Below are 21,394 nucleotides of genomic sequence, written 5' to 3'. Positions count from 1 at the left end.
TCCCTTTCAGTTTGAAAAATAAGAAAAGCTGAATGAACTCGTCCAGCTCTCGAGCAATAAGCTCAAGTCAGACACAGGATGATTTTTATCATGAGATTGACTCGATTTATTGTCGAAGAGAGCTAGCTCGTGAAGCTAGACAGTATTCCAGTTATTCCATTGCTAACCCTTAATATCTCCAAATTTGCGCCTATAAAATTTTGGTAAACCCATTGCAGTTAAAAACTGACTATACGGTCATTTTATAATTAAAACACTAACCTGTCAATAAATAGACAGAAAAAATAGCAGTGATATAAAAATTTTTGCTCCCTTGAATGGCTTGTTATCGACAGTCTCAGTTGTTCAGAATAAAAAAAGGCAGGTCCATCGCAAATGACTATGTTGCTTCCCAGTCATTTGCGTGTTACTGCCTCGCTGTGTCTATCTATCGTTAACTAGCTTCTAATTCCTTTAGCGCCTGTACAACCTCTTGAAACTCTTTTTCCATCGCCAGCTTTTCATCTCCACCGGCGCTGATTAACTGACCTAACAGCGTTGTTTTACGTGTTTCCAGTAATAACCGCTGCTGTTCCTTTTGCTCTTCTTGCTCACTCAAACGATTTTTATCCTGCTCTGTTTGAATCTGCTTACCTGTAATAAGCCATTTATCGGTGGCTGTATTATCAATAAAGGTCTCATCATGTGAAACATATAAAATCGTTCCCTGATAGGCTTTCAGCGCCTCCTCCAATACTTGAATGGAAGAAATATCCAAGTGATTGGTTGGTTCATCCAACAAGAGGACATTATAGTCGCTTAATAACAGCTTGCTGATAGCAACTTTGCTGCGCTCACCACCACTTAATACGCCAATTTCTTTAAAGATTGCTTCTCCACGAAACTGCATATGTGCCAATAAATCTCGGACTGCCTGATCGCCATGGAGTGCACTTTCTTTTACTGTATCAAAAATTGTTTTCTCTTCCTCCAAGGTTTCAAAGCTCTGACTGAAGTAGCCAATTTTTACGCCCTTTGCAAAGGAAAGCCCCTCTTCTCTTTTGAGTATTTTCTTCAAAAGAGTCGTCTTTCCTGTTCCATTCACACCAAGCAGAGCAGTCTTTGAGCCTGTAAGCAATTGAAAGGATGTATCCTCCAAAAGCTGATTTTTACCAGCCTTCAAATCATAGTGATCGGCTGTCATCAAGTACACCGCATGCAGCCTCTGCGTTGCAGTGAACGGTATAATCAGTTGCTTTTTCTCCCTCGGCTTGTCCACTTTTTCCAGCTTTTCTAAACGAGTCTCCATGATTTTAGCTCGATCATCCAAATTCTTTTTGGCTCGCTGGTCGCCCATTTTATGCAGACGAGCCTCAGAATTTCCCATACGTCTCGGTGCTTTTCTGGTCTGACGACTCTTCTCCTTCACAACACCTGTTGCTTGAATCAAACGGTGCTTTTCCTGCTGATAATTATCATACGCACGCTGATGCTCGGTTTCCTCAACCCTTTTTTGAGCCAAATAGGCATCATAATTTCCTTCATACAGCTTCAACGTCCCGTTCTCCACGGCAACAATCTTGTTGACAACTTTGTTTAAGAACGAACGGTTATGGGAAATCACCAATAATGTACCGGCATATCGCTTCAATTTTTTCTCTAAAAAATCGATGCCTTTCTTATCCAGATGATTCGTCGGCTCATCAGCCAGTAAGATACCTGATGCCCCCTTTAAGGCTTCCTGAATTCTCTTTTTCGTCTGCTCACCACCACTATCCGTTGTGTCTGCATCAATCAACTGTTCGATAGAGGCAACCTGATCCCCGCAAATCACTTGTCCTTCATTCGGCTCCACTGTGCCTTTGATTAGTGAAAACAGGGTCGTTTTACCGGAACCGTTATCTCCGACCACACCCACTCGACTTCCTGTCGGAATCAGAAAATGATCGACAGCAAACAGCTCTTTATCACCAAAGTACATATTTATATTTTTAAATTCTATTGACATAACAAAAAAACCTCCTTCAATTCTGAAGAAGATGACAGTTTCCCTACTATGCATATATAACAAATCAAAGACTACACAAAATAAGCCTAATCATTGTTGCTATGAAAGATTACTTGTCATCACTATTTTTGGGTACACTCATCCACTACAGAATTAATAATTATATTAAATTATTAGTTAGTAGATGTAGTATCCATAGTCCAAGTACCTTTCCCTTTCTTAAGTTACCTACAGTCTAACAAAACTAAAATTATTTTACAAGAGGGAACTTTCAATAGTTGTTTTTATTCTGCTACATGATAAAATAAAGTGAAAATTACTTTTATCTCACGAAGGACATCCTGCAACTTACAAAAAGTATTACTTGATAGGTCGGACTATTTACCGTGAGAAGAATTAGTTCCCAGATTATATATACTTAGAAAGGATGAGCATTTTTGTCTCGCTTTGCTTCAAAAAAAGAAGAACGTCAATATTTTGAACAGGAAGCCAGTGAAGTAGAGTTTCTAAAGTGGTATCACCAACAAGATCATCCTGAATATGAAAAGCCTTCATTGACTGTTGATATTGTTTTGATGTGTTATAACAAAGAGGAAGACCAACTGAAGCTGCTTCTGATTAAACGGAAAGGACATCCGTACAGAAACTCATGGGCTTTACCCGGCGGTTTTGTCATGCCTAATGAATCAACAGGTGAAAGTGTCTTGCGTGAAACGAAGGAAGAAACAGGTGTCATCATTTCCAAACAGAACATTGAGCAGCTACATACCTTCAGTACACCAAATCGTGACCCCCGCGGTTGGGTCGTTACAGTCAGCTATCTCGCTTTTATTGGAGAAGAGCCGCTGATTGCCGGAGATGATGCAAAGGAAGTCAGCTGGTTTAATATGAAACGTGTTGGCCACAAACTGATTCTTACCGATGAGGATGTTGAGATTCAGCTTGATTTGAACGATCCGTCGGCTGATGATTATAACCTGCTTGCCTTTGACCACAGTCAAATTGTGTTGAAAGCTTTCAATCGAGTAGCCAATAAGATGGAGCATGAGCCGCAAGTACTGCAGGTTTTAGGAAAAGATTTCACAATTACAGAAGCCCGAAAGGTCTTTGCCAAATTTCTTGGTGTGGATTACAAATCAATTGACCATTCGAACTTCAAAAAGGCGATGTTGCAATACTTTGACGAGATTGGTGAACGTCCTGTAGGAATTGGTCGTCCGTCAAAAATTTACAAGCTGAAGCTGGAAGCTTAAGCAATACTATGGAATTTTAACTCAAAAAAGGATTAGGCCTATGTTTGCCTAATCCTTTTTGATTGAACGCATAAGACTCTTGAAACAAGAGACTTCAGGAAGTTCTTTCTGCTCTTGGACAATCTTTATTATAGCTGCAATAAGAAACGTTGAAACGGTTTTCCTCTACAGCTTATTACTTGATGACATATAGGAGAATTATCACTTATCTACCAACCTGTTAAAACCAGCTTACCAATCATTTTGCCACTGCCAACGATTTTGTGCGCATCCTCAATATTTTCCGCATTGATTGGGTGCATATGCTTCGTCATCGTTTTACTAAGTATTCCTTGATCGTAAAGCGTTGCAACTTCAGCCAGTATTTCTCCTTGGCGGTTCATATCCTCTGTCCTATACATAGCTCGCGTAAACATAAACTCCCAGCTGAAGGTCACGCTTTTACTTTTCAGCAGGCTTAAATCGACAGGTCTGTCTGCGTCAACGATTGAGCAAATCCTGCCTTGAGGTTGAATGATTTTTGCCATTTCCTCCCAGTAAACATTTGGATTATACAAACACAGGATATAAGGAAGCTCCTTTACCCCAATTTTTCTCAACTCTTCTGAAAGTGATTGACGATGATTAATGACTCTGTCTGCGCCCATCTTATTAACCCACTCAAGTGTTTCAACTCTCGAAGCTGTAGTGATTACTTCCAGACCGGCATGCTTAGCCAGCTGAATAGCAGCAGAACCAACACCTCCAGCCCCGTTAATAATCAGGATTTTCTTTCCACGATCCTTCTCCGTAATCTGCAAACGATCAAATAGCGACTCCCATGCTGTTAATGTCGTTAGAGGAACGGCTGCGCTTTCTGCCATAGACAACTGCTCAGGTTTTTTTGCGGCTAATCGCTGGTCTACCAGTTGATATTGACTGTAGCTTCCAGACCTTGTATAGTCGCCAGCATAAAAGACTTCATCTCCTACACTGAACGCTTTTACAGCCGAACCAATCTGTTTGACAACCCCTGAACCGTCCCAACCAAGAACACGATAGCTTTGCTCTTCTAAGCTTTTTTTACTGGTTTTTATATCCACAGGATTCACTGAAATCCCTTTTACTTCAATCAACAAATCGTTCTCTTCTATCAAGTCAGGAATGTCAATTTCTCCATCGTCAAAATAATTCGTTTTTCCCGGTTCTTCCGGTCGTTTCAACAGGACTGCCTTCATTGTATCCATGATATACTCTCCTCCAGTACACTCATTTTCCTTCACTTTACCGTTCATCTGCTAAAAACACAAAGAAAGAGTATCCACTCCAGACTTACTTCATAAAAATTTAAGCAAACCCTTCAGACAATTGACATGAGCCGTTTATTTAGCCAAAAAGATGGAAACAGAGCATCCTTCACTCCGTTTCCATCTTTTTAATTTTCTTCCTTCTTCTCTGCATTTACACCGTTAATCAACGATTTAGCAATAAATTGTGCGTACTGGACTTGTCCATCAACATTTGGGTGAACAAGATCCTCGTAAAACCATTCGTCATGATCCTTACTAAAGCCATACCAGTCAATGAGTGTCAGGTTTTTGTATTTTTCAGTCATTGTATTCAGCATTGCATTCACTTCATTTTGCCAACGTCGTGTCGGTACTCTGACATTAATCCAAAATACCTGCCGTTCATTTCCAATCAGCTGCATCAGACTGTCAAACTGAGCTTCTGTGAATGAGCCGTTTGTCCCCAGACTCATCAATACAGTGTTCTTCAGCTGATTATCTGTTTTCAGCTTTTCCAGTGCTTCTTCACTGTTGTATACTTGACGGCCAACTTCACCGTCAATAATCATTTTTGGAAAAACAGTTTGTAAATCTGCACCACCGTCCAACACAACAGAATCGCCAAAGGCAGTCACTTCCAAGGCTTGCGCCTGTGCCCATTCTTCATCGGTTAGGCCATAATGTGCTGGATCGCCTACTGGCTCCTCAGAGCTTGCAGAGGTTGACTCAGACGTTTCCGCCTGTTCCATCTCTGCCTTCCTTCGCTCTTCTGCCTGCTTTTTATTCTTTTCTATCGTCTCCTGAAGCTGAAGCTGATCCGCAGTAACATAATTTGTTGGAGCAACTACCCAGCCATAGGCAGCTACACCAAATAGCAGAACACCAACAGCAAAGGTCACTTTTGGAATGGTAATAAATGGTTTTTTGACAACATCCTTTAGTGCATATAGGATATAACGGTAATAGAAATTCTTCAACGGTTTTTCTACAAATCGATAAGACAGCTCGCTGATTCCCAGAATCAATGCTAGCTCTACAAGCGAATGAAGAAAAATATGATCCGTTAAATTCGTAATCTTTGCTTCATAAAATATCATGACCGGAAACTGATAAAGATAGATTCCGTAGCTTCTTTTTCCAACCCAAGTAAACACAGGATTAGTCAGCCATTTGTTCATATCTGCACCGGGATGAGCCGTAACAGCCACTAGTAAAGCTGTCACGATACTTAGAAGAAACATACCGCCGCGATAGACAAAGGTAAAGCGATCCGACAAAAAAATAAATGACAGAACAATCAGAACTAGGGATACACCACCGACGCCATTAAGCAGCAGCCTCGCCTTTTCAGGAATCTCCTCTTTCAAGCGGAAGGTCGGCCAAACAAAAGCTAAGGCACTACCGATTAAAATCGAAAAGATTCTTGTGTCTGTTCCATAATAAACTCTTGTGGGATCAGCGCCAGGTACATATAAAACAGCCATCAATAAGCCGGATGCCACTGCTGCAGCTAAAATTGCTCCTACTATTTTTCCTGGGCTCTTCAAATATTTTTTTAGAAGTATGAATATGAGCGGCCATATCAGATAATTCTGAGCCTCTACGGCTAATGACCAAATATGGGTGAACGGGGACTGAGCAGCAAAACGATCAAAATAGGAAAAACCATGAAAAATTTGCCACCAATTATTATAATATAACACGCTGCTGGCGACGACACCTCGCAGGTTATTCAGTAAATCTCTTTGAAAAAGAGCAATATATGCTGAAGAGGAAATCAGCATGAACACTAGACCGGGATACAGTCTTTTCATCCTTCTTATGTAAAAACCCTTCACATCTATTTCATCATTTTGAAGCCATTCCTGACGTAGTAAATCTGTAATTAAATACCCTGAAAGAGTAAAAAATATCGGAACCCCCAGATATCCGCCGCTCATGATTTGCGGGAACAAATGATAGAGGATGACTCCGACAACTGCAATCGTCCGAATTCCATCGAATCCAGTAATATAACGGCTTTTTTCAAGCCTTTTTTTATGCTCCATCTATATTAACCAACTTTACTGTAATCTATTTTGTAAAAGTTATTTTCAATTATTAAATGCTGTTTTCAGCGATAATCTAAATATACGTCCTTTCGTCAAAAATGGCAAGCACTCTTTCGTGCTTTCAACAAAATTTTACTAATTCTTTATAGTAATAGCAAAACATCATTTTCCTACTAAAAACCAAAGGGAAATGAAATAATTTTTCATTCTATAATATCATCTAATTAAAATTATAAAATAACAAAAAAAGATTCATGCGTATTCTACACATAAATCTCTTTTTGTTAAAATAATTAATTAAACAAGAAGTGTATAAAGCGAAGGATTTTCACTTAAATCTATATATGTTGGATCAAATACATAAAGTCTATCCATCAATTGAGCTAAGTCTTCCTTCCTCTTCAGTAAAACCCCTAAAATGACGGGTCCTGTTCCTCTGTTTACTTTTTTTGTATATTCGAAACGAGTGATATCGTCGTCTGGTCCCAATACATCATTTACAAACTCCTTCAACGCTCCCGGACGTTGTGGAAAGTTAATCACAAAATAGTGCTTAAGTCCTTCGAAAATCAATGATCGCTCTTCAATTTCCGCCATTCGATTGATATCATTGTTTCCTCCGCTAATAATGCAGACAACTGTCTTCCCTTTTATTTCTTCCTTCATTTGTTCTAATCCTGCCACACTTAACGCACCGGCAGGCTCCACTACGATTGCCTGCTTTGAATATAGCTCAAGAATGGTCGAACAGACCTGTCCCTCGTCGACAGAAATCAATCGATCAACGGTTTCTGCTGCATGTGAATAGGTCTTCCCACCAACCTTTTTCACTGCGGCTCCATCAACAAATTTTTCAACCTCTGTTAACTCTATGGGCGTTCCCTCTTCAAAGGCTGCCCGCATTGACTGAGCGCCCTTCGGCTCCACGCCGATTACTTCAGTTACCGGACTGACACTTTTCGTGTACACCGCCGACCCGCTGATTAATCCGCCTCCACCAATCGCAGCCAGAAGATAATCAACCTGAATGTCTTCTTCCTTTGCCTTATTAAAGATTTCTACCGCAACAGTTCCCTGTCCTGCCATGATATTTAAGTCATCAAACGGATCAATAAAGGTCTGTTTGTTTTTTAACGCAAACTCCTTTGCGGCTGCCGCCGAAGCATCAAAGGTGTCTCCTACCAATTGTATTGTCACTTCATCTCCACCAAAGAACTGAACCTGAGATATTTTTTGCTGCGGCGTTGTAGTCGGCATAAAAATTGTTGCAGGTATTTTCATCTCTCTACAAGTATAAGCAACTCCTTGTGCATGATTACCGGCACTGGCACAGACAACACCATTACCTAATACCTCAGGTGCAATCTGGGCAATGGCATAATAGGCACCACGAAGCTTAAAGGACCGAACCTTTTGCAAATCTTCCCTTTTCAGGTACACGTTGCACTGATATTTTTGAGAAAGGTACATATCGTATTGAAGAGGTGTCTTGGTCACGACGTTCTTCAGCACCTCATGCGCACTGTCGATTTTTTCTTTTGTCAGCTCCATTAACTTTTCCTCACCTCTTTATCTGAAACGTTGGATTAGTCATTTTGAGAAACAAATGGCATCATCTTTCTCAGCTCAGCACCAACTTTTTCAATTGGATGACCGGCATTTTCTTCTCTCATCTTATAGAATTCTTTGAAGCCATTCTTGTTATCATCAACAAAGCCTTTTGCAAAATTACCATTTTGAATATCTGTCAGTACATCTTTCATATTGGCTTTTGCCTGCTCTGTGATTACACGAGGTCCTGAAACATAGTCACCATACTCGGCAGTATTTGAGATAGAATTACGCATTTTCTCAAAGCCTCCTTCATAAATCAGGTCAACAATCAGTTTCATTTCATGGCAAACTTCAAAATAGGCAAGCTCCGGCTGGTAGCCAGCTTCTGTCAGAGTTTCAAATCCAGCTTCAATCAAGCTTGTCAAACCTCCGCAAAGCACCGCTTGTTCACCGAACAGATCCGTTTCTGTCTCTTCTTTGAATGTTGTTTCCAAAACACCTACACGTGTCGCGCCAATCCCTTTTGCATATGAGAGTGCTACGTCACGGGCAGTTCCTGTTGCGTCTTGATAAACAGCAAACAAAGCAGGTACAGCAAAACCTTCAGTAAAGGTACGACGAACCAAGTGTCCCGGTCCTTTCGGTGCTACTAAGAATACATCAACATCCTTCGGAGGTTTGATAACATCAAAATGAATATTGAACCCGTGGGCAAAGGCCAGTGCATCGCCAGCTTCCAAGTTAGGCGCAATCTCATCATCATAGAGTGTCCCTTGAATTTCATCTGGTGCCAAAATCATCACAAGCTGTGCCTTTTTAGCAGCATCTGCCGCAGATAGTACTTCAAACCCATCGTTTCTCGCTGCCTCAGCAGACTTTCCTTCTCGAATACCAATTACCACTTGGTTGCCGTTATCTCGTAAATTTTGTGCGTGGGCATGTCCCTGTGAACCGTATCCGATAATTGCTACTGTTTTTCCTTCCAGTTCATTTTTTTCCACTGAGTCATTGTAGTAAACTTTTGCCATAATTGTAAAACCTCCATTTAATAGTTAGTATATATAAATCCCGCTGAATGAACGCGATATACTTCTTCTTTAGCTTCTGTTCTTACTCTCTTTTATACTCTTGCTTTTTTAGTGATTCCCTCTGGTAAAGCCCGTAACGCCGGTTCGTGCCAACTGTTTAATGCCATACGGAGAAACCACGTCAACAAATGCACTGATTTTTTCACTGGTTCCTGTCACCTGTATCACAACTGTTTTTGTTCCAACATCGATGACATTCGCTCGGAAAGGATCGATGACTGAGAACAACTCGGACCGAATGGCTGCCGGAGCATTTAATTTAATCAAAGCCAGCTCACGCTCCAAATGGGGTTCATCGGTAATATCAGAAACTTTAATGACATCTACCTGTTTGTTTAGCTGCTTAGTGATTTGTTCACTTTCGCTTAAGCCTTCAATCTGAACGATAATCGTGATTCTTGAAATATTCTCCTGCTCTGTTGGTCCTACAGAAATACTATCAATATTTACCTGTCGGCGAGTCAGAACACCACTGAAACGATTGAGAACACCTGAGTTATTGTATACAGTTGCTGTTATAATTCGTCTCATTTACTCCACCCCCAACATTTGATAGTTTGGCTTACCTGCCGGAACCATTGGCAGAACATGTTCTGTTTGAGAAACACGTACCTCAATGAGAATTGGTCCTTCTTCCTTAAATGCCTGTTTAAGCTCTTCTTCTACCGTGTTAGGATCAGAAATTTGAACTGCCTTTACACCATAGGCTTCAGATAATTTGATGAAATCCGGTTGGCTGGTAAAGACTGACTCTGAACGTCTTTCATTAAAGAAGCTCTCCTGCCACTGTCGAACCATTCCCAATGATTGGTTATTCAGCAAAACAATTCTGATTGGCAGCTTGTACTCGTTCAAAATGGCCATCTCCTGATTCGTCATTTGAAAGCCGCCGTCACCGACAAAAAGGACGACCTCCTTATCTCTGCAACCAAGCTGAGCACCAATTGCGGCTGGAATGCCGTAGCCCATTGTGCCTAAACCACCACTCGTAATCAATTGCTTCTCATTTTTGAAAGGATAGAATTGAGCTGCCCACATTTGATGCTGCCCAACATCCGTTGTCACAATCGCCTCTCCGTTCGTCAATTCACCAATATACTCGATAACCTTCTGAGGCTTGATTTCCTCTTTCTGCTCTCTGTCATAGTTGAACGGATGGAGTTTTTTTCTGGATAGGTTGATTTTGCGCCAGTCGGTCCAATGCTCACTAATCCCGGCGTTGTCATAGGACAGCAGCTCAAGCAAGGTTTCCTTCGCATCTGCAACAATTGGAATTTTGGTTTCAATGATTTTGCCAATTTCTGCCGGATCGATATCAATGTGTGCAACGACCGCATTTGGAACAAACTCTTGAGGAGCACTGGCTAGACGATCATCAAATCTCGAACCAATATTAATTAATAGATCACAGTCTGTCAGAGCCATATTTGCGGCAAAGGAACCGTGCATGCCACCCATCCCCAAGAAAAGCTCATGCTCTGAAGGAATCGCACCTAAGCCCAGTAATGTGCTTAATACCGGCAGCTGATACTTTTCAACAAACTCTGTCAACTCTTCACTCGCATTTGCCTGAACAACTCCGGCACCGGCTAGTACCAACGGCTTCTTCGCCGTCTCCAGCTCTTCCATCAGCTTTTTAACCTGCAATTTGTTTGGATAAATTGTCGGCTGATAGCTTGGGAGAACCAGCTCAGGCGGATGAACAGCTTCCGCCTCCACAATTGTCATATCCTTTGGCAAATCAATCACAACCGGCCCTTTTCTGCCTGTTGTTGCAATATGAAAGGCTTCATCAATGATTCTTGGCAGGTCACAGGTATCTCTAACCTGATAATTATTTTTTGTGATTGGCATCGTAATACCGACCATATCGGCTTCTTGAAAAGCATCCTTACCGATGCCATTCGTTGTTACCTGTCCCGTAAAGACAATTAGAGGTACGGAATCACTCATTGCATCTGCAATCCCTGTCACCGCATTAGTGGCTCCCGGTCCACTTGTCACTACAACCACCCCTGGTTTCCCTGTTGCTTTGGCGTATCCCTCGGCCGCATGTACTGCTCCCTGCTCATGTCGTGTCAATATATGCGTCAGCTCTCCGTCATATAGTGCGTCATATAAAGGAAGTACCGCACCTCCCGGATAGCCGAAAATCATTTCCACTCCTTGTCGAAGCAGAGAATCTATCAATATTTTCGATCCGCTTTTCATATTTTCCATAGATGTTCCTCCTTGTTCTTGTAACGAACACTCTGCTTCTTCATACTAATCGTCCAGCTTATTCCCAAAATCAGCATCCGTCCCTACTCTCAATACACTTCATTTTTTTATTTAACAGTTCTTGCTTTCGTTGATAAAAGAAGCTACCCGTTTTCACTTTTCTTATTCCAGCAAGTCTTCCGGTATCCTCATGATTCCGCCGGTATGGGCTGAAGTCACTAACGCTGTGTAGCGAGCAAGATAACCTGTTTTTACTTTTGCTTTGAACTTCGGTATGGTCTCTTTTCTTTCTGCCAGTTCCTCTTTTGAAACCTGTACATTTAATGTCCGATTCACCAAGTCAATCTCGATTGCATCGCCATCTTTAATTAAAGCGATGGGACCGCCTGAAGCAGCCTCCGGTGAGATATGCCCTACTGCAATCCCCCGTGTCGCACCGGAAAAACGACCATCTGTAATTAATGCAACATCCTTACCTAATCCTCGACCAACAATACTAGAGGTTGGAGCGAGCATTTCCGGCATTCCCGGACCGCCCTTAGGCCCTTCATATCGAATTACCACGACATGACCCTTTTTCACCGTATGATTATCAATGGCCTCAACCGCTTCATCATGTGAATCAAAACAAATCGCGGTTCCTTTGAATACCTTGATGGATGGATCAACACCACCTACTTTAATTACGCTGCCCTTTGGTGCGATATTACCATATAGAATCGATAGTCCGCCGACAGGGCTGTAAGGTGTTTCTTTCGGATGAATAACCTCTTCATTTTTGATTGTTGCTTCTGCAACGTTTTCTCGAAGTGTTTTCCCTGAAACAGTCATCCGATCCGGATGAATCGCATCGCCTAAATCAACCAATTCTTTAAGGATAGCTGATACACCGCCTGCTTCATGAACATCATGCATTGAATACGCCGATGAAGGAGCAATTTTTGAAAGATAAGGTACTCTTTTGGCAATTTCATTGATTGATTCCAGCTCGTAATCGATTTCTGCTTCATTGGCGATTGCCAGAGTATGAAGAACAGTGTTAGTTGAACCACCCATTGCCATATCCAAGGCGAAGGCATCATCGATTGCTTCTTTTGTAATGATATCTCTTGGTTTGATTTGTTTCTTCACCAAGTCCATCAAATGGAAAGCTGACTCGCGGATTAGTTCTCTCCGCTCCTCTGAGACTGCTAAAATCGTCCCATTTCCTGGAAGCGCCATCCCCAGAACCTCCATCAGGCAGTTCATTGAATTAGCTGTAAACATTCCGGCACAAGAGCCGCAGGTTGGACAAGCATTTTGCTCCATAAAGTTGAATTCTTCTTCTGTCATTTGTCCATCTTTAAAGGCTCCGACAGCTTCAAACATTGAAGACAATGTTGCTGTATGACCGCGGGGATCAATCCCTGCCTTCATGGGACCTCCTGAACAGAAAATAGCCGGTACATTCGTTCGAACACTGGCTAAAAGCATTCCCGGAGTGATTTTGTCGCAGTTTGGAATGTAGAAAACGCCATCGAACCAATGCGCATTAATCACTGTTTCTGCTGCATCTGCAATAATCTCTCTACTAGGCAGAGAATAGCGCATACCAATATGTCCCATGGCTATTCCGTCGTCAACACCGATTGTATTGAACTCGAAAGGAATACCGCCAGCTTCACGAATCGCTTCTTTAGCAATGTCAGCCAATTCTCTTAAATGCACATGACCAGGGACGATATCAATGTATGAGTTACAAATCGCAATAAATGGCTTTTCCATATCTCTGGCACTTTTTACCTGTCCTGTCGCGTACAACAGGCTTCTGGCCGGTGCTGCTTCGATTCCTTTTTTTATCTTATCACTACGCATATTCCTCACTCCAATTCTAGTTTTCATAACATTTAACGTGTTTTATCCTACAAAAAAAGCACCCCACCAATGGGATGCTTTAGCAAGAATCCCATTCACTAAAGACGAATAGGACTCAAACATCTGCAAAAATCTCAGTGTTCTAAGTCCTGTTTAATAAAATAATGACTAATTCAAAATTCGCTGTCTTTCTCATAATGGGTATTCTCCTTCTTATATAAATCAATAATGATTAAAATAAAATGTGAATTCGAAAAGCTTTTGTTAACTATAAACCCTATAAATTAGAATGTCAATAGAAAATTCAGAAAATTCAAAAAAACTAGTTTATTTCTTTCCTGTAAGTTATATCTATCTCCACTTTCTTTATTCCCTATCTATTCTTTGATAAACGAAATAGACCAAGCCAACCACTTTTAGAAAGCAGCTAGGCTTGGTCCATGTCTCTCCTCAAACGGAGTTCCCAATTATCTGATTATCGTAGGTTACACATTTCTGAAATAGTGCAATGGCTTATTTGACAGACGCTTCATCTGACGTTTTTTATCTTCAATAATCGTCAAAAGTTCTTCAGAAAAGTTTTCTAAAATGACACGGCCGCCTTTATAGGTATTTCCTCCTATAGAAGCAATTTCATCCGGTGTCAAAATGACCTTTCGATGCGTAATTTTTTTGAAGAATACATCAATCAAATAAGTAGGCAGATAAAAATTATTTTGAGCAGAAAATGATTCCAGATAGATAAAATCATCTATACTAATATAGCAGTCGTCTACAGAAAGAAAATGGACAGACTTATCAATATAGATATCTCTTTTTTGCAGAATCTCGTTGATTTTCTTGTTCAACAGATTCAAGCATTCGATTTCTTTTACATAGTTTTCCAGCTCTCGCCGGCGCATGTCTCTTTTGTCCTCATAGGACATCCGCAGTGCAACACTTATTGCCACAACAGCTGCTCCCACGACTACTCCTAAAATTCCTACTAAGAATATAAGCATTTGATCTACCTCATAATCGATTAGTTTACCAAAAATAGTATATCATATTCTACTTTCTTGATAAATCAAAAAACTTAAACTATATAAAATTGATAACCGTTTTATACCAAATATATATAAATTACATGGTCAAATAACAAGGTATACTTATTTCTTTTCATGATCAAGAGCTGAGATGGGACACCGAAGCGTGGAAGAAAACAATTATTTTTTCCTGTCCATTGCTTGTTCTATCTGACTCATTGTCGCCGGGCTAATTTTTTTGACTGTCCCTCCATATGGTTGACCAGTTAATCCTTGCAGATAGCCGCATTGCTCACATTCCTCTACTATGAAAGCTTCTCCGCTCAAATCCTCTACTAACGCATAACGCATATTGTATTCATTAATTATCGGACAGTCTTTTCCGGAATACACCGCAACCATTTCCCATAGTATATTACTGATACTCATAGCCAAGCTTCCGACTGAGCTATAGGTTTGTCCGGAACACCTCACTTGTTCTTGCGTCAAAGAAAATATTGATGGAGCAATGGGATACTTTTCCAGTTCAAGCGTCATAAGAACATTTAAGTTATAGGCCTTTACTATCTCTTTAGAAAAATAGCGATCATTCCTCTTTATAAAATGAACTAATGCCTTGTAATACTCTTCATGACAACTCATGCTTCGCTCATTTGAAAATATATCGTAGTATTGTCTCATAAAGAGACTCTCTCTTTGCATGTACTTTTTCATATCCCTCTCTCCTTAGGAATTCGACTGGTGCTGCTCAACTCTCCACAATTATAAAGCCAAATAAAAAAAAATAGCAACTGCTCCCAATCAAAAATCAATTGCAAACAGTCACTCTATGTTTAAGCCTCGTTATTCAATCGTAAATTGGTTGTTCCTTTTCTGACTTTATCACCCAGTTTTGAAACAGACTCTTCGTATAGCTCACTAAAGCGCTGCTCATCCTCATCCTTGTATCCTTCGAATAGGATGCGATCGATATTCTCTTCGTTGAAATATAAGACCTGCTCCGGATTCATTCCGATAGGATAAATACACCCGGCATAATCAAATAAAAATTGAATGTCGGCTTTCTCTACAATTGGCCCTCTATTAATAATCATAATTTTTTGTCTGCCTTCTTTTAAGTAAACAATTGTTCCTAATGCTAACATATCTTCTTTCTCCTTTTAATTTTAATTTTTGATTTTTAGTTATGGAAATATAGCTAGGTAACTTGTATCTTCCATTTGCGTTTTTACCTTTTTTTATGTTTCTAAAATTATTGGTTGGTTTTCGTTGTATTCTTAGAACTGACTCTTACTCCATTTTACAGCCTCTAGCATATATCCTCCACTTGTCAATGTAATTCATATACTTGATAAACCTTCATTTTTTTTGTGAGATTTCAATTGCATAATCCTTCTCAGGAGGTAGAATAGTGGTGTTTATAATCAAAATGAAGTACTCCACGAGAAGAATTGGGAAAACCACAATTATGTTTGGATAAGAATCAAAAAAAGTATAAATCAAGAAAACAAGAATTACGTAGGAAAGAAATGTAAGGACCAGTAGCTTATATCCATAAATCACTTTTCCAATAATACCTTTTTCAAAACGAATTTTGATATAAAAAATTTTTTCACCTAGTGGAATCTGACTTTTCTTATAACGATAGATATAACGAACAAGAAAAACAGCACCCGTTAAACTGCTTAGTAAGAGCAAAAAAAATTGTTGATAATTCTCATATACTGATAAATCTCCAAACCCTCTATTTGTCATTCTAATCATGATTCCTGATAAAACAGAAGATAGTAATATAAGACCGCCACCTTTTTTCGGCTTTTCCGTTTTCTCAAGCGGCAGTGTGGCATCTTGGTATCCTTTGATTGGAAAAAACCAGACTAAAAACGGGAAGAACCATGTTAGCTTGTTACTATCCATATCCAGCAGATAGCTCTTGCCATTATACGTCAACTGCTTATAGCGCTTATTTTCTGTTTTTGTTATTTCCATTTATCGTCACCAATCTGTCAACATACTCCATACAGGTAGAAATACTTTCGATGCTTTCATCATTTGTAAATCCTACAAAATTCTTTTTTTTTGAGAAATTTCATTCTTCAATCAGCACCTCGTATACCTCTGGTGCTTTTATTGTCTGATTAGCAAACAGGAGAAAGATATACACTATCAAAAATAGGAAGAGGGAAAGTGGATTTCCACCGATTATAAACAACCAAATTGTTTCTACATAAAGTAGTACACTGATTAGTATTCCCAATGCGAATACTAGAATAAACTTAATATTGTCTTTTAAAAATTTAAAAAAATTCAGTTTGATTTTTACTGCCTTGTCAATCTTCCCCTTATGTTCATTTTTCTTGGATAATTGATTTCTCAAAAACAGAAGATATAGAAATAATACAATCATAAATATACTTAGCAATAGTTCATTTCCTGGAAAAGGTTTACCTGTAAAAATTTCAGCTGGTACCAATCGAACCATAACAGCTGTAAAAACTGATGCCATCAAAATCAGCTTTCCTTCACTGCTTTTTTTTGAACTCTTTTTTTCTGCTAGTAACATATCCGTATTTTTAATTTCATATGCGGCAAATGCGAATAACCAGATAAGCCATGGGAACAACCAAATAAGTCTATTTGTATCTGAATCGAGTAAGTAATTCTTGTTGTCCAAGGTTAACAAGCGATATCGTTTATTAACTGATTGTTGTAAAATTACTTTATCCTCCTTACCTGTTTCATCATCTTATTATTCTTTCTTAAGATTCTAAGATTAATAATGTCTGTACACTATATCCCTCACATCAATTTTTTTAGGTTTTATTATCTACTAGAACTAGACAACCCATCGAAATTATTCAGCTACTTTTTAAGTATAGAAAAATCAGCACTTACTGGAACGCCTTCATAATAATTTCTAAATACTATGTTCAGCAATAAGAAGCAATAAATACCTAGACCTAAAATATTGCCTTTTGTGATGAAGATACTCACAAAGAAATATAAAATTAGACTCATGAAAAACACGCCAAACAACACTTTTATAATCAGCTTTGCAGGTCTATGATTTAACTTTATTAACAAAGCATCGCTGCTTTTTGATTTCCAATCACCAGCACTCAGTTCTTCTTTTTTAAAGAAATAATATCTATAGCAAAAGATACCTATAGAAACACCTAAAATTATGAAGCTAGTTAATAATGGATAGGCAGCCAAGCTAGGAATCTCTCCAAAGCTCTTATCTGTATTTCTAATTAGAACACTGGCCAAAGCTGAGCTACCTAAAATAATACTTCCCTTTTTCGGTTTTTTTTCTTTTTCTTCAATAGGTTGCTTGCTTGATTCAACATATACTTGGTTTGGAAGTAACCAAATTAGCCATGGAATTATCCAAGTTATTTTATTTGTATCTAAATCAATCGTATATGCTTTGTTGCCTACGTCTACTTTCTTATATCTTGTCATAGGATATTATCAACTCCATAATGAATTCCACGTATTTCCTAGCGCATTGCCTACACTGCTCAAACCAGTATCAATCCAACCACCTACTTCTTCAGTAATATCTTTAATTCCTAAAAAGTTGTAATTGTAGATGACTGATACACCAACGGATATTATTGTAGCTGTTGCTACAGCGGCCAATCCCACCGGATTACTGACAAAAAGAGCAGTAATTCCCAAAGAAATCCCTGTTGTCACTGCTGAACTTGCAAGTGCCTGACCAAATGAATCTCCTGTCGCCAAGCCTAACAACGTTCCAATTCCAATACCTATTCCACTTGCGGAAGCTGTTGATCCTAAAGCATTGGTGGTAGAGTTGAAGGTAGTTTGTGCTGTGCTCGTGACACCGGCAGTAATTGACTGATTAACCCCACTGGTCCATGACCCATAAGGTGCATTATTATATACGGTTCCAAATAGTGTTCCTATAGACACTGCCCAATCATCGCCATGCTGTTTTAGCCCCTCTTCAAGTACGGATAGGCTGAAGTCAACAAACAATCCTTGGATATCTCCTGAGTATTCCTGTAACCAAGCAAGTATATCAGGCGTAATTTCCATATCAGGATTTTCACTTGCTAAATCATAAAAGTCCAATGCTTTTCCCGTTGAAAAAGGAGGAGATATGATTTCTTCCAGCTTTCTAGTTGAGCTTTCTTTATTTGCCTGATTTATTTTGCTCACCCAACTCATATCAAGTCCGTCTGTTGAGAACTGACCTGTTGCTGTATTCCAGCCTTTCCCTCCGCTAACCTGTGCCAATCCTTGATTTACAGCACTTTTTAAAGCATCCAGCTCCGAAAATATAGTTGTAGAAGAGGCATTAAAAGACAGGAGCTTTTCCAACTTTTCTTCCAGCTTTCGCTTAACTTCTGTATAGTCATTGATTAAGCTGTTAATCAGCTTGATATGCTGAACCCGTTCACTTGAAACAGGCAGCTCTGACTTAACAAATTGAAGCTGTTCGTTCAGCCTTTGAATTTGCTGATCCCACTCCTCAATCTCGTTCTCCAGCTCTGATGAGCGTAAATCGCAGCTGTCTACTTCAGAAATGTATTTCTCCGGCAATTTTTTAACAGACTCTCCAGTTGCTTCAGCTACTAATTTCAACCCTTGTAGCAACGGCTCATAAACAGATTGGAAATAGGTCTTTGCAGACCTGTAGGCATCTCCCTTTAATGATTGATCAGCACCAAAATTCTTAATGCTCCCCTGTAAACTCTCTATACCACTCTGATAGCTTCGGCATGCCCTGTCTGCACTTCCCGCTTGTGATTGAGAAGCCCCAAGATACATATCGACATCAGTTCCCATCGTACTCCTCCTCTACTAACATTTTTTTCTTTTCATAAAAAATTTCGTTGTCTCTATCTTCCAACTCTTTCAATTCTTTTTGCAATGTATCTTTTTCATCCTCTAAATAATGAAAAACATCTTTTTGCTTTTGTCGAATTTGCCACTGTATATCCTCAAATAAGTATCGGTCGCTTTCATTTTTTGAAAATTTATCCAAACGCTCGGCTAAATGCGTTGTATGGGCAAACAGTTCTTCGTACTCATCTTCGATTCTGGCAATTTTTCGTTTCATTTCTGTCGCTTCGTCCATTGCATTTTCAATTTTCCGTTCTTCTAAAGACAACTCGTCCCATTGATTAATTGTCTTATTTTCATTACTCATAGAGGACCACTCATCATTTGACGAACAGAAAGATCAGCGGCTTCAAACTCTGCTGCTACGCTCTTCAAATTGTTTGCATCTGTCCCTATTGCTGAACAAACTGCTTGGACCATAGAGCTTAGGTCATCAATGGCTTCATGAGCGCTAGTATTCCCATTTACAGTCGATTGACTGTCTTTTGTTACTGACAAATTACTATTTAATGTGTCCATTGACGAAAAAATATCTGTTGCCAAACGCCCAGCAATACTGGAATTTGTAGAAACCTCTCCCACAATTACTTCCTCCTTTTATTTCCAAATAACTCCGATTCTGTCTTCATTTAAAAACAATTTTAGAAAATGCGCTTCCAAATGTTACCATAAAAAATTTTACCATATTATTCATTCGAATATTTATCAATTTTTTTCTTTTAGAAAAAAGTGTTTGATAATCAGAAATTGAAATTCTATAAAAATTCTGAAAAATTTCTCGAATGCAATTTCATTGACCTTTATTGACCTTTAGAGTATACTTTTTTTAAGCATTACAAGATGCATTATGTTAAAATATCATTGCGAAGCTTTTTATATAGGAGGATATGAACTATGAATTTAATACCTACAGTTATTGAACAATCATCTCGTGGCGAAAGAGCCTACGATATTTACTCTCGTTTATTGAAGGATAGAATCATCATGCTGAGCGGTCCGATTGATGACAATGTAGCAAACTCAGTAATTGCGCAGTTGTTATTCCTTGATGCACAGGATTCTGAAAAGGATATCTATCTGTATATCAACTCACCAGGCGGAAGTGTTTCAGCTGGGTTAGCTATTTTCGATACAATGAACTTTGTTAAGGCAGATGTTCAAACAATCGTTCTAGGGATGGCTGCTTCTATGGGAAGCTTCTTGCTGACAGCAGGACAAAAGGGCAAACGTTTTGCTCTCCCTAATGCAGAAATTATGATTCACCAACCTCTTGGCGGGGCCCAAGGTCAAGCAACAGAGATTGAGATTGCTGCGAAGCATATTCTGGACACACGTGAACGCTTGAATAAAATTCTAGCTGAACGTACCGGACAACCAATCGAAGTGATTGAAAAGGATACAGACCGTGACAACTTCATGACTGCTCAACAAGCAAAAGATTATGGCTTAATCGATGAAGTGATGGAAAACAGCAGCTCTTTAAGCTAATTATGCTTAGACAAAGAACCTTCTTTAAAAGTCAGTGGTTACCCTCTGACTTTTGAAAGGAGGTTCTTTTTACTTTGGATTTGCGAGAAAAGACGTTACACTTAATAAGGAGCATGTGACGGCAAACTCTCACATAATACAAAATCAATGAATTCATAAAAGGAGCTATCAATCCATGGATATTTCAATTATTAACGCTTTACCTGCAAAAACAATGACCGGACTTGTTATCGGAGAGGACTCAGCACCAATTAAAATGTACGAGTTCATGAATGTACGTTGCCCATTTTGTAAACAGTGGTTTGAAGAATACTACGACCTATTAACGGACTATGTCAACGAAGGAAAAGTACAACGAATTATCAAGCTCTTTGATAAGGAAAAGGAAAGTCTATTGCCGGGAAATGTCATGCATGAGCATATCAACTACGAGCTGCCATTAAAAGGGCTAACGGATATTCGCCAAATCTATGCGACACAAAATGATTGGGGTAAATTGTCATTAGATGGAGTAAGACAATTTGCTGAGGATAATCTGGAGCTGTCTAAAATGGATAACACTGCAATTGCTCAACAGGTAATTGCCGAAGCTGAAGCCGCAAACATCAAGTTTGTTCCCACTGTAATTGTTAACGATCATATTTTTGACGAAAACATTTCAAGAGAAGAGCTTCTGGACATTCTAAACGAAAAGTAAGTACATTGATTTAGAGACATTCAGTCAACTAAAA

Annotated in this window: 20 protein-coding genes; 3 read left to right on the top strand and 17 right to left on the bottom strand. The window is 39.3% G+C overall.

Translation table 11 applies throughout. The annotated features are described in order from the left end of the window. Positions 1-433: 433 nt before the first annotated feature. Positions 434-1,987 (bottom strand): ribosomal protection-like ABC-F family protein, encoded by a 1,554-nt coding sequence (gene abc-f, locus IW510_RS09385; RefSeq protein WP_202058923.1) that lies wholly within the window; start codon positions 1,985-1,987, stop codon positions 434-436. A 437-nt stretch (positions 1,988-2,424) separates the two neighbouring features. Between abc-f and IW510_RS09380 the strand changes: the two genes are divergently transcribed. Beyond that, entirely contained in the window at positions 2,425-3,240 is an 816-nt protein-coding gene (locus IW510_RS09380) for an NUDIX domain-containing protein (protein WP_202058922.1), read from the top strand. A gap of 209 nt (positions 3,241-3,449) precedes the next feature. On the opposite strand, the gene IW510_RS09375 is transcribed toward IW510_RS09380, so the two are convergent. The 16 genes from IW510_RS09375 to IW510_RS09300 form a co-directional block, all read right to left on the bottom strand. After that, complete coding sequence (locus tag IW510_RS09375) at positions 3,450-4,466, bottom strand: zinc-binding alcohol dehydrogenase family protein (protein ID WP_202058921.1); 1,017 nt, start codon at positions 4,464-4,466, stop codon at positions 3,450-3,452. Between the two features lie 188 nt (positions 4,467-4,654). Then, the gene (locus tag IW510_RS09370; RefSeq protein WP_202058920.1) at positions 4,655-6,556 is read right to left on the bottom strand and encodes an acyltransferase family protein; all 1,902 of its coding nucleotides are present in this window, start codon (positions 6,554-6,556) and stop codon (positions 4,655-4,657) included. 300 nt (positions 6,557-6,856) lie between these two features. Then, positions 6,857-8,110: a threonine ammonia-lyase IlvA gene (gene ilvA, locus IW510_RS09365; RefSeq protein ID WP_202058919.1), complete on the bottom strand. Its 1,254-nt coding sequence runs from the start codon at positions 8,108-8,110 to the stop codon at positions 6,857-6,859. A gap of 35 nt (positions 8,111-8,145) precedes the next feature. Next, positions 8,146-9,141: a ketol-acid reductoisomerase gene (gene ilvC, locus IW510_RS09360; protein ID WP_202058918.1), complete on the bottom strand. Its 996-nt coding sequence runs from the start codon at positions 9,139-9,141 to the stop codon at positions 8,146-8,148. A 108-nt stretch (positions 9,142-9,249) separates the two neighbouring features. Further along, complete coding sequence (ilvN, locus tag IW510_RS09355; RefSeq protein WP_202058916.1) at positions 9,250-9,732, bottom strand: acetolactate synthase small subunit; 483 nt, start codon at positions 9,730-9,732, stop codon at positions 9,250-9,252. Then, positions 9,733-11,421 (bottom strand): biosynthetic-type acetolactate synthase large subunit, encoded by a 1,689-nt coding sequence (gene ilvB / locus IW510_RS09350; protein ID WP_202058908.1) that lies wholly within the window; start codon positions 11,419-11,421, stop codon positions 9,733-9,735. A 162-nt stretch (positions 11,422-11,583) separates the two neighbouring features. Then, on the bottom strand, positions 11,584-13,275 hold the full coding sequence (gene ilvD / locus IW510_RS09345) for a dihydroxy-acid dehydratase (protein ID WP_202058906.1): 1,692 nt from the start codon (positions 13,273-13,275) through the stop codon (positions 11,584-11,586). Between the two features lie 485 nt (positions 13,276-13,760). Beyond that, the gene (locus IW510_RS09340) at positions 13,761-14,276 is read right to left on the bottom strand and encodes a hypothetical protein (RefSeq protein ID WP_202058904.1); all 516 of its coding nucleotides are present in this window, start codon (positions 14,274-14,276) and stop codon (positions 13,761-13,763) included. Positions 14,277-14,480: 204 nt separating this feature from the next. After that, positions 14,481-15,014, bottom strand: a complete 534-nt coding sequence (locus IW510_RS09335; RefSeq protein WP_202058902.1) for a hypothetical protein — start codon at positions 15,012-15,014, stop codon at positions 14,481-14,483. 119 nt (positions 15,015-15,133) lie between these two features. After that, positions 15,134-15,445 (bottom strand): DUF4176 domain-containing protein, encoded by a 312-nt coding sequence (locus IW510_RS09330; protein ID WP_202058900.1) that lies wholly within the window; start codon positions 15,443-15,445, stop codon positions 15,134-15,136. Between the two features lie 214 nt (positions 15,446-15,659). Further along, positions 15,660-16,289 carry a DUF443 family protein gene (locus tag IW510_RS09325; protein ID WP_202058898.1) on the bottom strand — a complete coding sequence of 210 codons (630 nt, stop codon included), beginning with the start codon at positions 16,287-16,289 and terminating at the stop codon, positions 15,660-15,662. A gap of 100 nt (positions 16,290-16,389) precedes the next feature. Then, positions 16,390-17,016: a DUF443 family protein gene (locus IW510_RS09320; RefSeq protein ID WP_330932646.1), complete on the bottom strand. Its 627-nt coding sequence runs from the start codon at positions 17,014-17,016 to the stop codon at positions 16,390-16,392. A gap of 146 nt (positions 17,017-17,162) precedes the next feature. Then, on the bottom strand, positions 17,163-17,765 hold the full coding sequence (locus IW510_RS09315) for a DUF443 family protein (RefSeq protein WP_202058894.1): 603 nt from the start codon (positions 17,763-17,765) through the stop codon (positions 17,163-17,165). A gap of 9 nt (positions 17,766-17,774) precedes the next feature. Next, the gene (locus IW510_RS09310) at positions 17,775-19,118 is read right to left on the bottom strand and encodes a T7SS effector LXG polymorphic toxin (protein WP_202058891.1); all 1,344 of its coding nucleotides are present in this window, start codon (positions 19,116-19,118) and stop codon (positions 17,775-17,777) included. Continuing rightward, complete coding sequence (locus IW510_RS09305) at positions 19,108-19,482, bottom strand: DUF3958 family protein (protein WP_202058889.1); 375 nt, start codon at positions 19,480-19,482, stop codon at positions 19,108-19,110. The genes IW510_RS09310 and IW510_RS09305 overlap by 11 nt, the downstream gene beginning before the upstream one ends. Then, on the bottom strand, positions 19,479-19,757 hold the full coding sequence (locus IW510_RS09300) for a TIGR04197 family type VII secretion effector (protein WP_202058888.1): 279 nt from the start codon (positions 19,755-19,757) through the stop codon (positions 19,479-19,481). The genes IW510_RS09305 and IW510_RS09300 overlap by 4 nt, the downstream gene beginning before the upstream one ends. Positions 19,758-20,069: 312 nt before the next feature. Between IW510_RS09300 and clpP the strand changes: the two genes are divergently transcribed. Then, a complete protein-coding gene (gene clpP, locus IW510_RS09295) occupies positions 20,070-20,663 on the top strand; it encodes an ATP-dependent Clp endopeptidase proteolytic subunit ClpP (protein ID WP_086349103.1) in 594 nt (197 codons plus the stop codon). Positions 20,664-20,838: 175 nt separating this feature from the next. Next, complete coding sequence (locus IW510_RS09290; RefSeq protein WP_202058886.1) at positions 20,839-21,360, top strand: DsbA family protein; 522 nt, start codon at positions 20,839-20,841, stop codon at positions 21,358-21,360. Positions 21,361-21,394: the final 34 nt, after the last annotated feature.

The organism is Enterococcus sp. BWR-S5 (genome assembly GCF_016745255.1).
Lineage (GTDB): Bacteria > Bacillota > Bacilli > Lactobacillales > Enterococcaceae > Enterococcus_L.
Note: the sequence above shows the minus strand (reverse complement) of the source record. Positions and strands in the feature narration are given on the sequence as shown.

Bases quoted from the DNA above. Each gene is read 5' to 3' on its own strand.
- abc-f (WP_202058923.1), bottom strand. From the start codon at position 1,987: ATGTCAATAGAATTTAAAAATATAAATATGTACTTTGGTGATAAAGAG.
- IW510_RS09375 (WP_202058921.1), bottom strand. From the start codon at position 4,466: ATGGATACAATGAAGGCAGTCCTGTTGAAACGACCGGAAGAACCGGGA.
- IW510_RS09370 (WP_202058920.1), bottom strand. From the start codon at position 6,556: ATGGAGCATAAAAAAAGGCTTGAAAAAAGCCGTTATATTACTGGATTC.
- clpP (WP_086349103.1), top strand. From the start codon at position 20,070: ATGAATTTAATACCTACAGTTATTGAACAATCATCTCGTGGCGAAAGA.
- ilvA (WP_202058919.1), bottom strand. From the start codon at position 8,110: ATGGAGCTGACAAAAGAAAAAATCGACAGTGCGCATGAGGTGCTGAAG.
- ilvN (WP_202058916.1), bottom strand. From the start codon at position 9,732: ATGAGACGAATTATAACAGCAACTGTATACAATAACTCAGGTGTTCTC.
- IW510_RS09330 (WP_202058900.1), bottom strand. From the start codon at position 15,445: ATGTTAGCATTAGGAACAATTGTTTACTTAAAAGAAGGCAGACAAAAA.
- ilvC (WP_202058918.1), bottom strand. From the start codon at position 9,141: ATGGCAAAAGTTTACTACAATGACTCAGTGGAAAAAAATGAACTGGAA.
- IW510_RS09305 (WP_202058889.1), bottom strand. From the start codon at position 19,482: ATGAGTAATGAAAATAAGACAATTAATCAATGGGACGAGTTGTCTTTA.
- IW510_RS09315 (WP_202058894.1), bottom strand. From the start codon at position 17,765: ATGACAAGATATAAGAAAGTAGACGTAGGCAACAAAGCATATACGATT.
- IW510_RS09340 (WP_202058904.1), bottom strand. From the start codon at position 14,276: ATGCTTATATTCTTAGTAGGAATTTTAGGAGTAGTCGTGGGAGCAGCT.
- IW510_RS09290 (WP_202058886.1), top strand. From the start codon at position 20,839: ATGGATATTTCAATTATTAACGCTTTACCTGCAAAAACAATGACCGGA.
- IW510_RS09325 (WP_202058898.1), bottom strand. From the start codon at position 16,289: ATGGAAATAACAAAAACAGAAAATAAGCGCTATAAGCAGTTGACGTAT.
- IW510_RS09310 (WP_202058891.1), bottom strand. From the start codon at position 19,118: ATGGGAACTGATGTCGATATGTATCTTGGGGCTTCTCAATCACAAGCG.
- IW510_RS09335 (WP_202058902.1), bottom strand. From the start codon at position 15,014: ATGAAAAAGTACATGCAAAGAGAGAGTCTCTTTATGAGACAATACTAC.
- ilvD (WP_202058906.1), bottom strand. From the start codon at position 13,275: ATGCGTAGTGATAAGATAAAAAAAGGAATCGAAGCAGCACCGGCCAGA.
- ilvB (WP_202058908.1), bottom strand. From the start codon at position 11,421: ATGGAAAATATGAAAAGCGGATCGAAAATATTGATAGATTCTCTGCTT.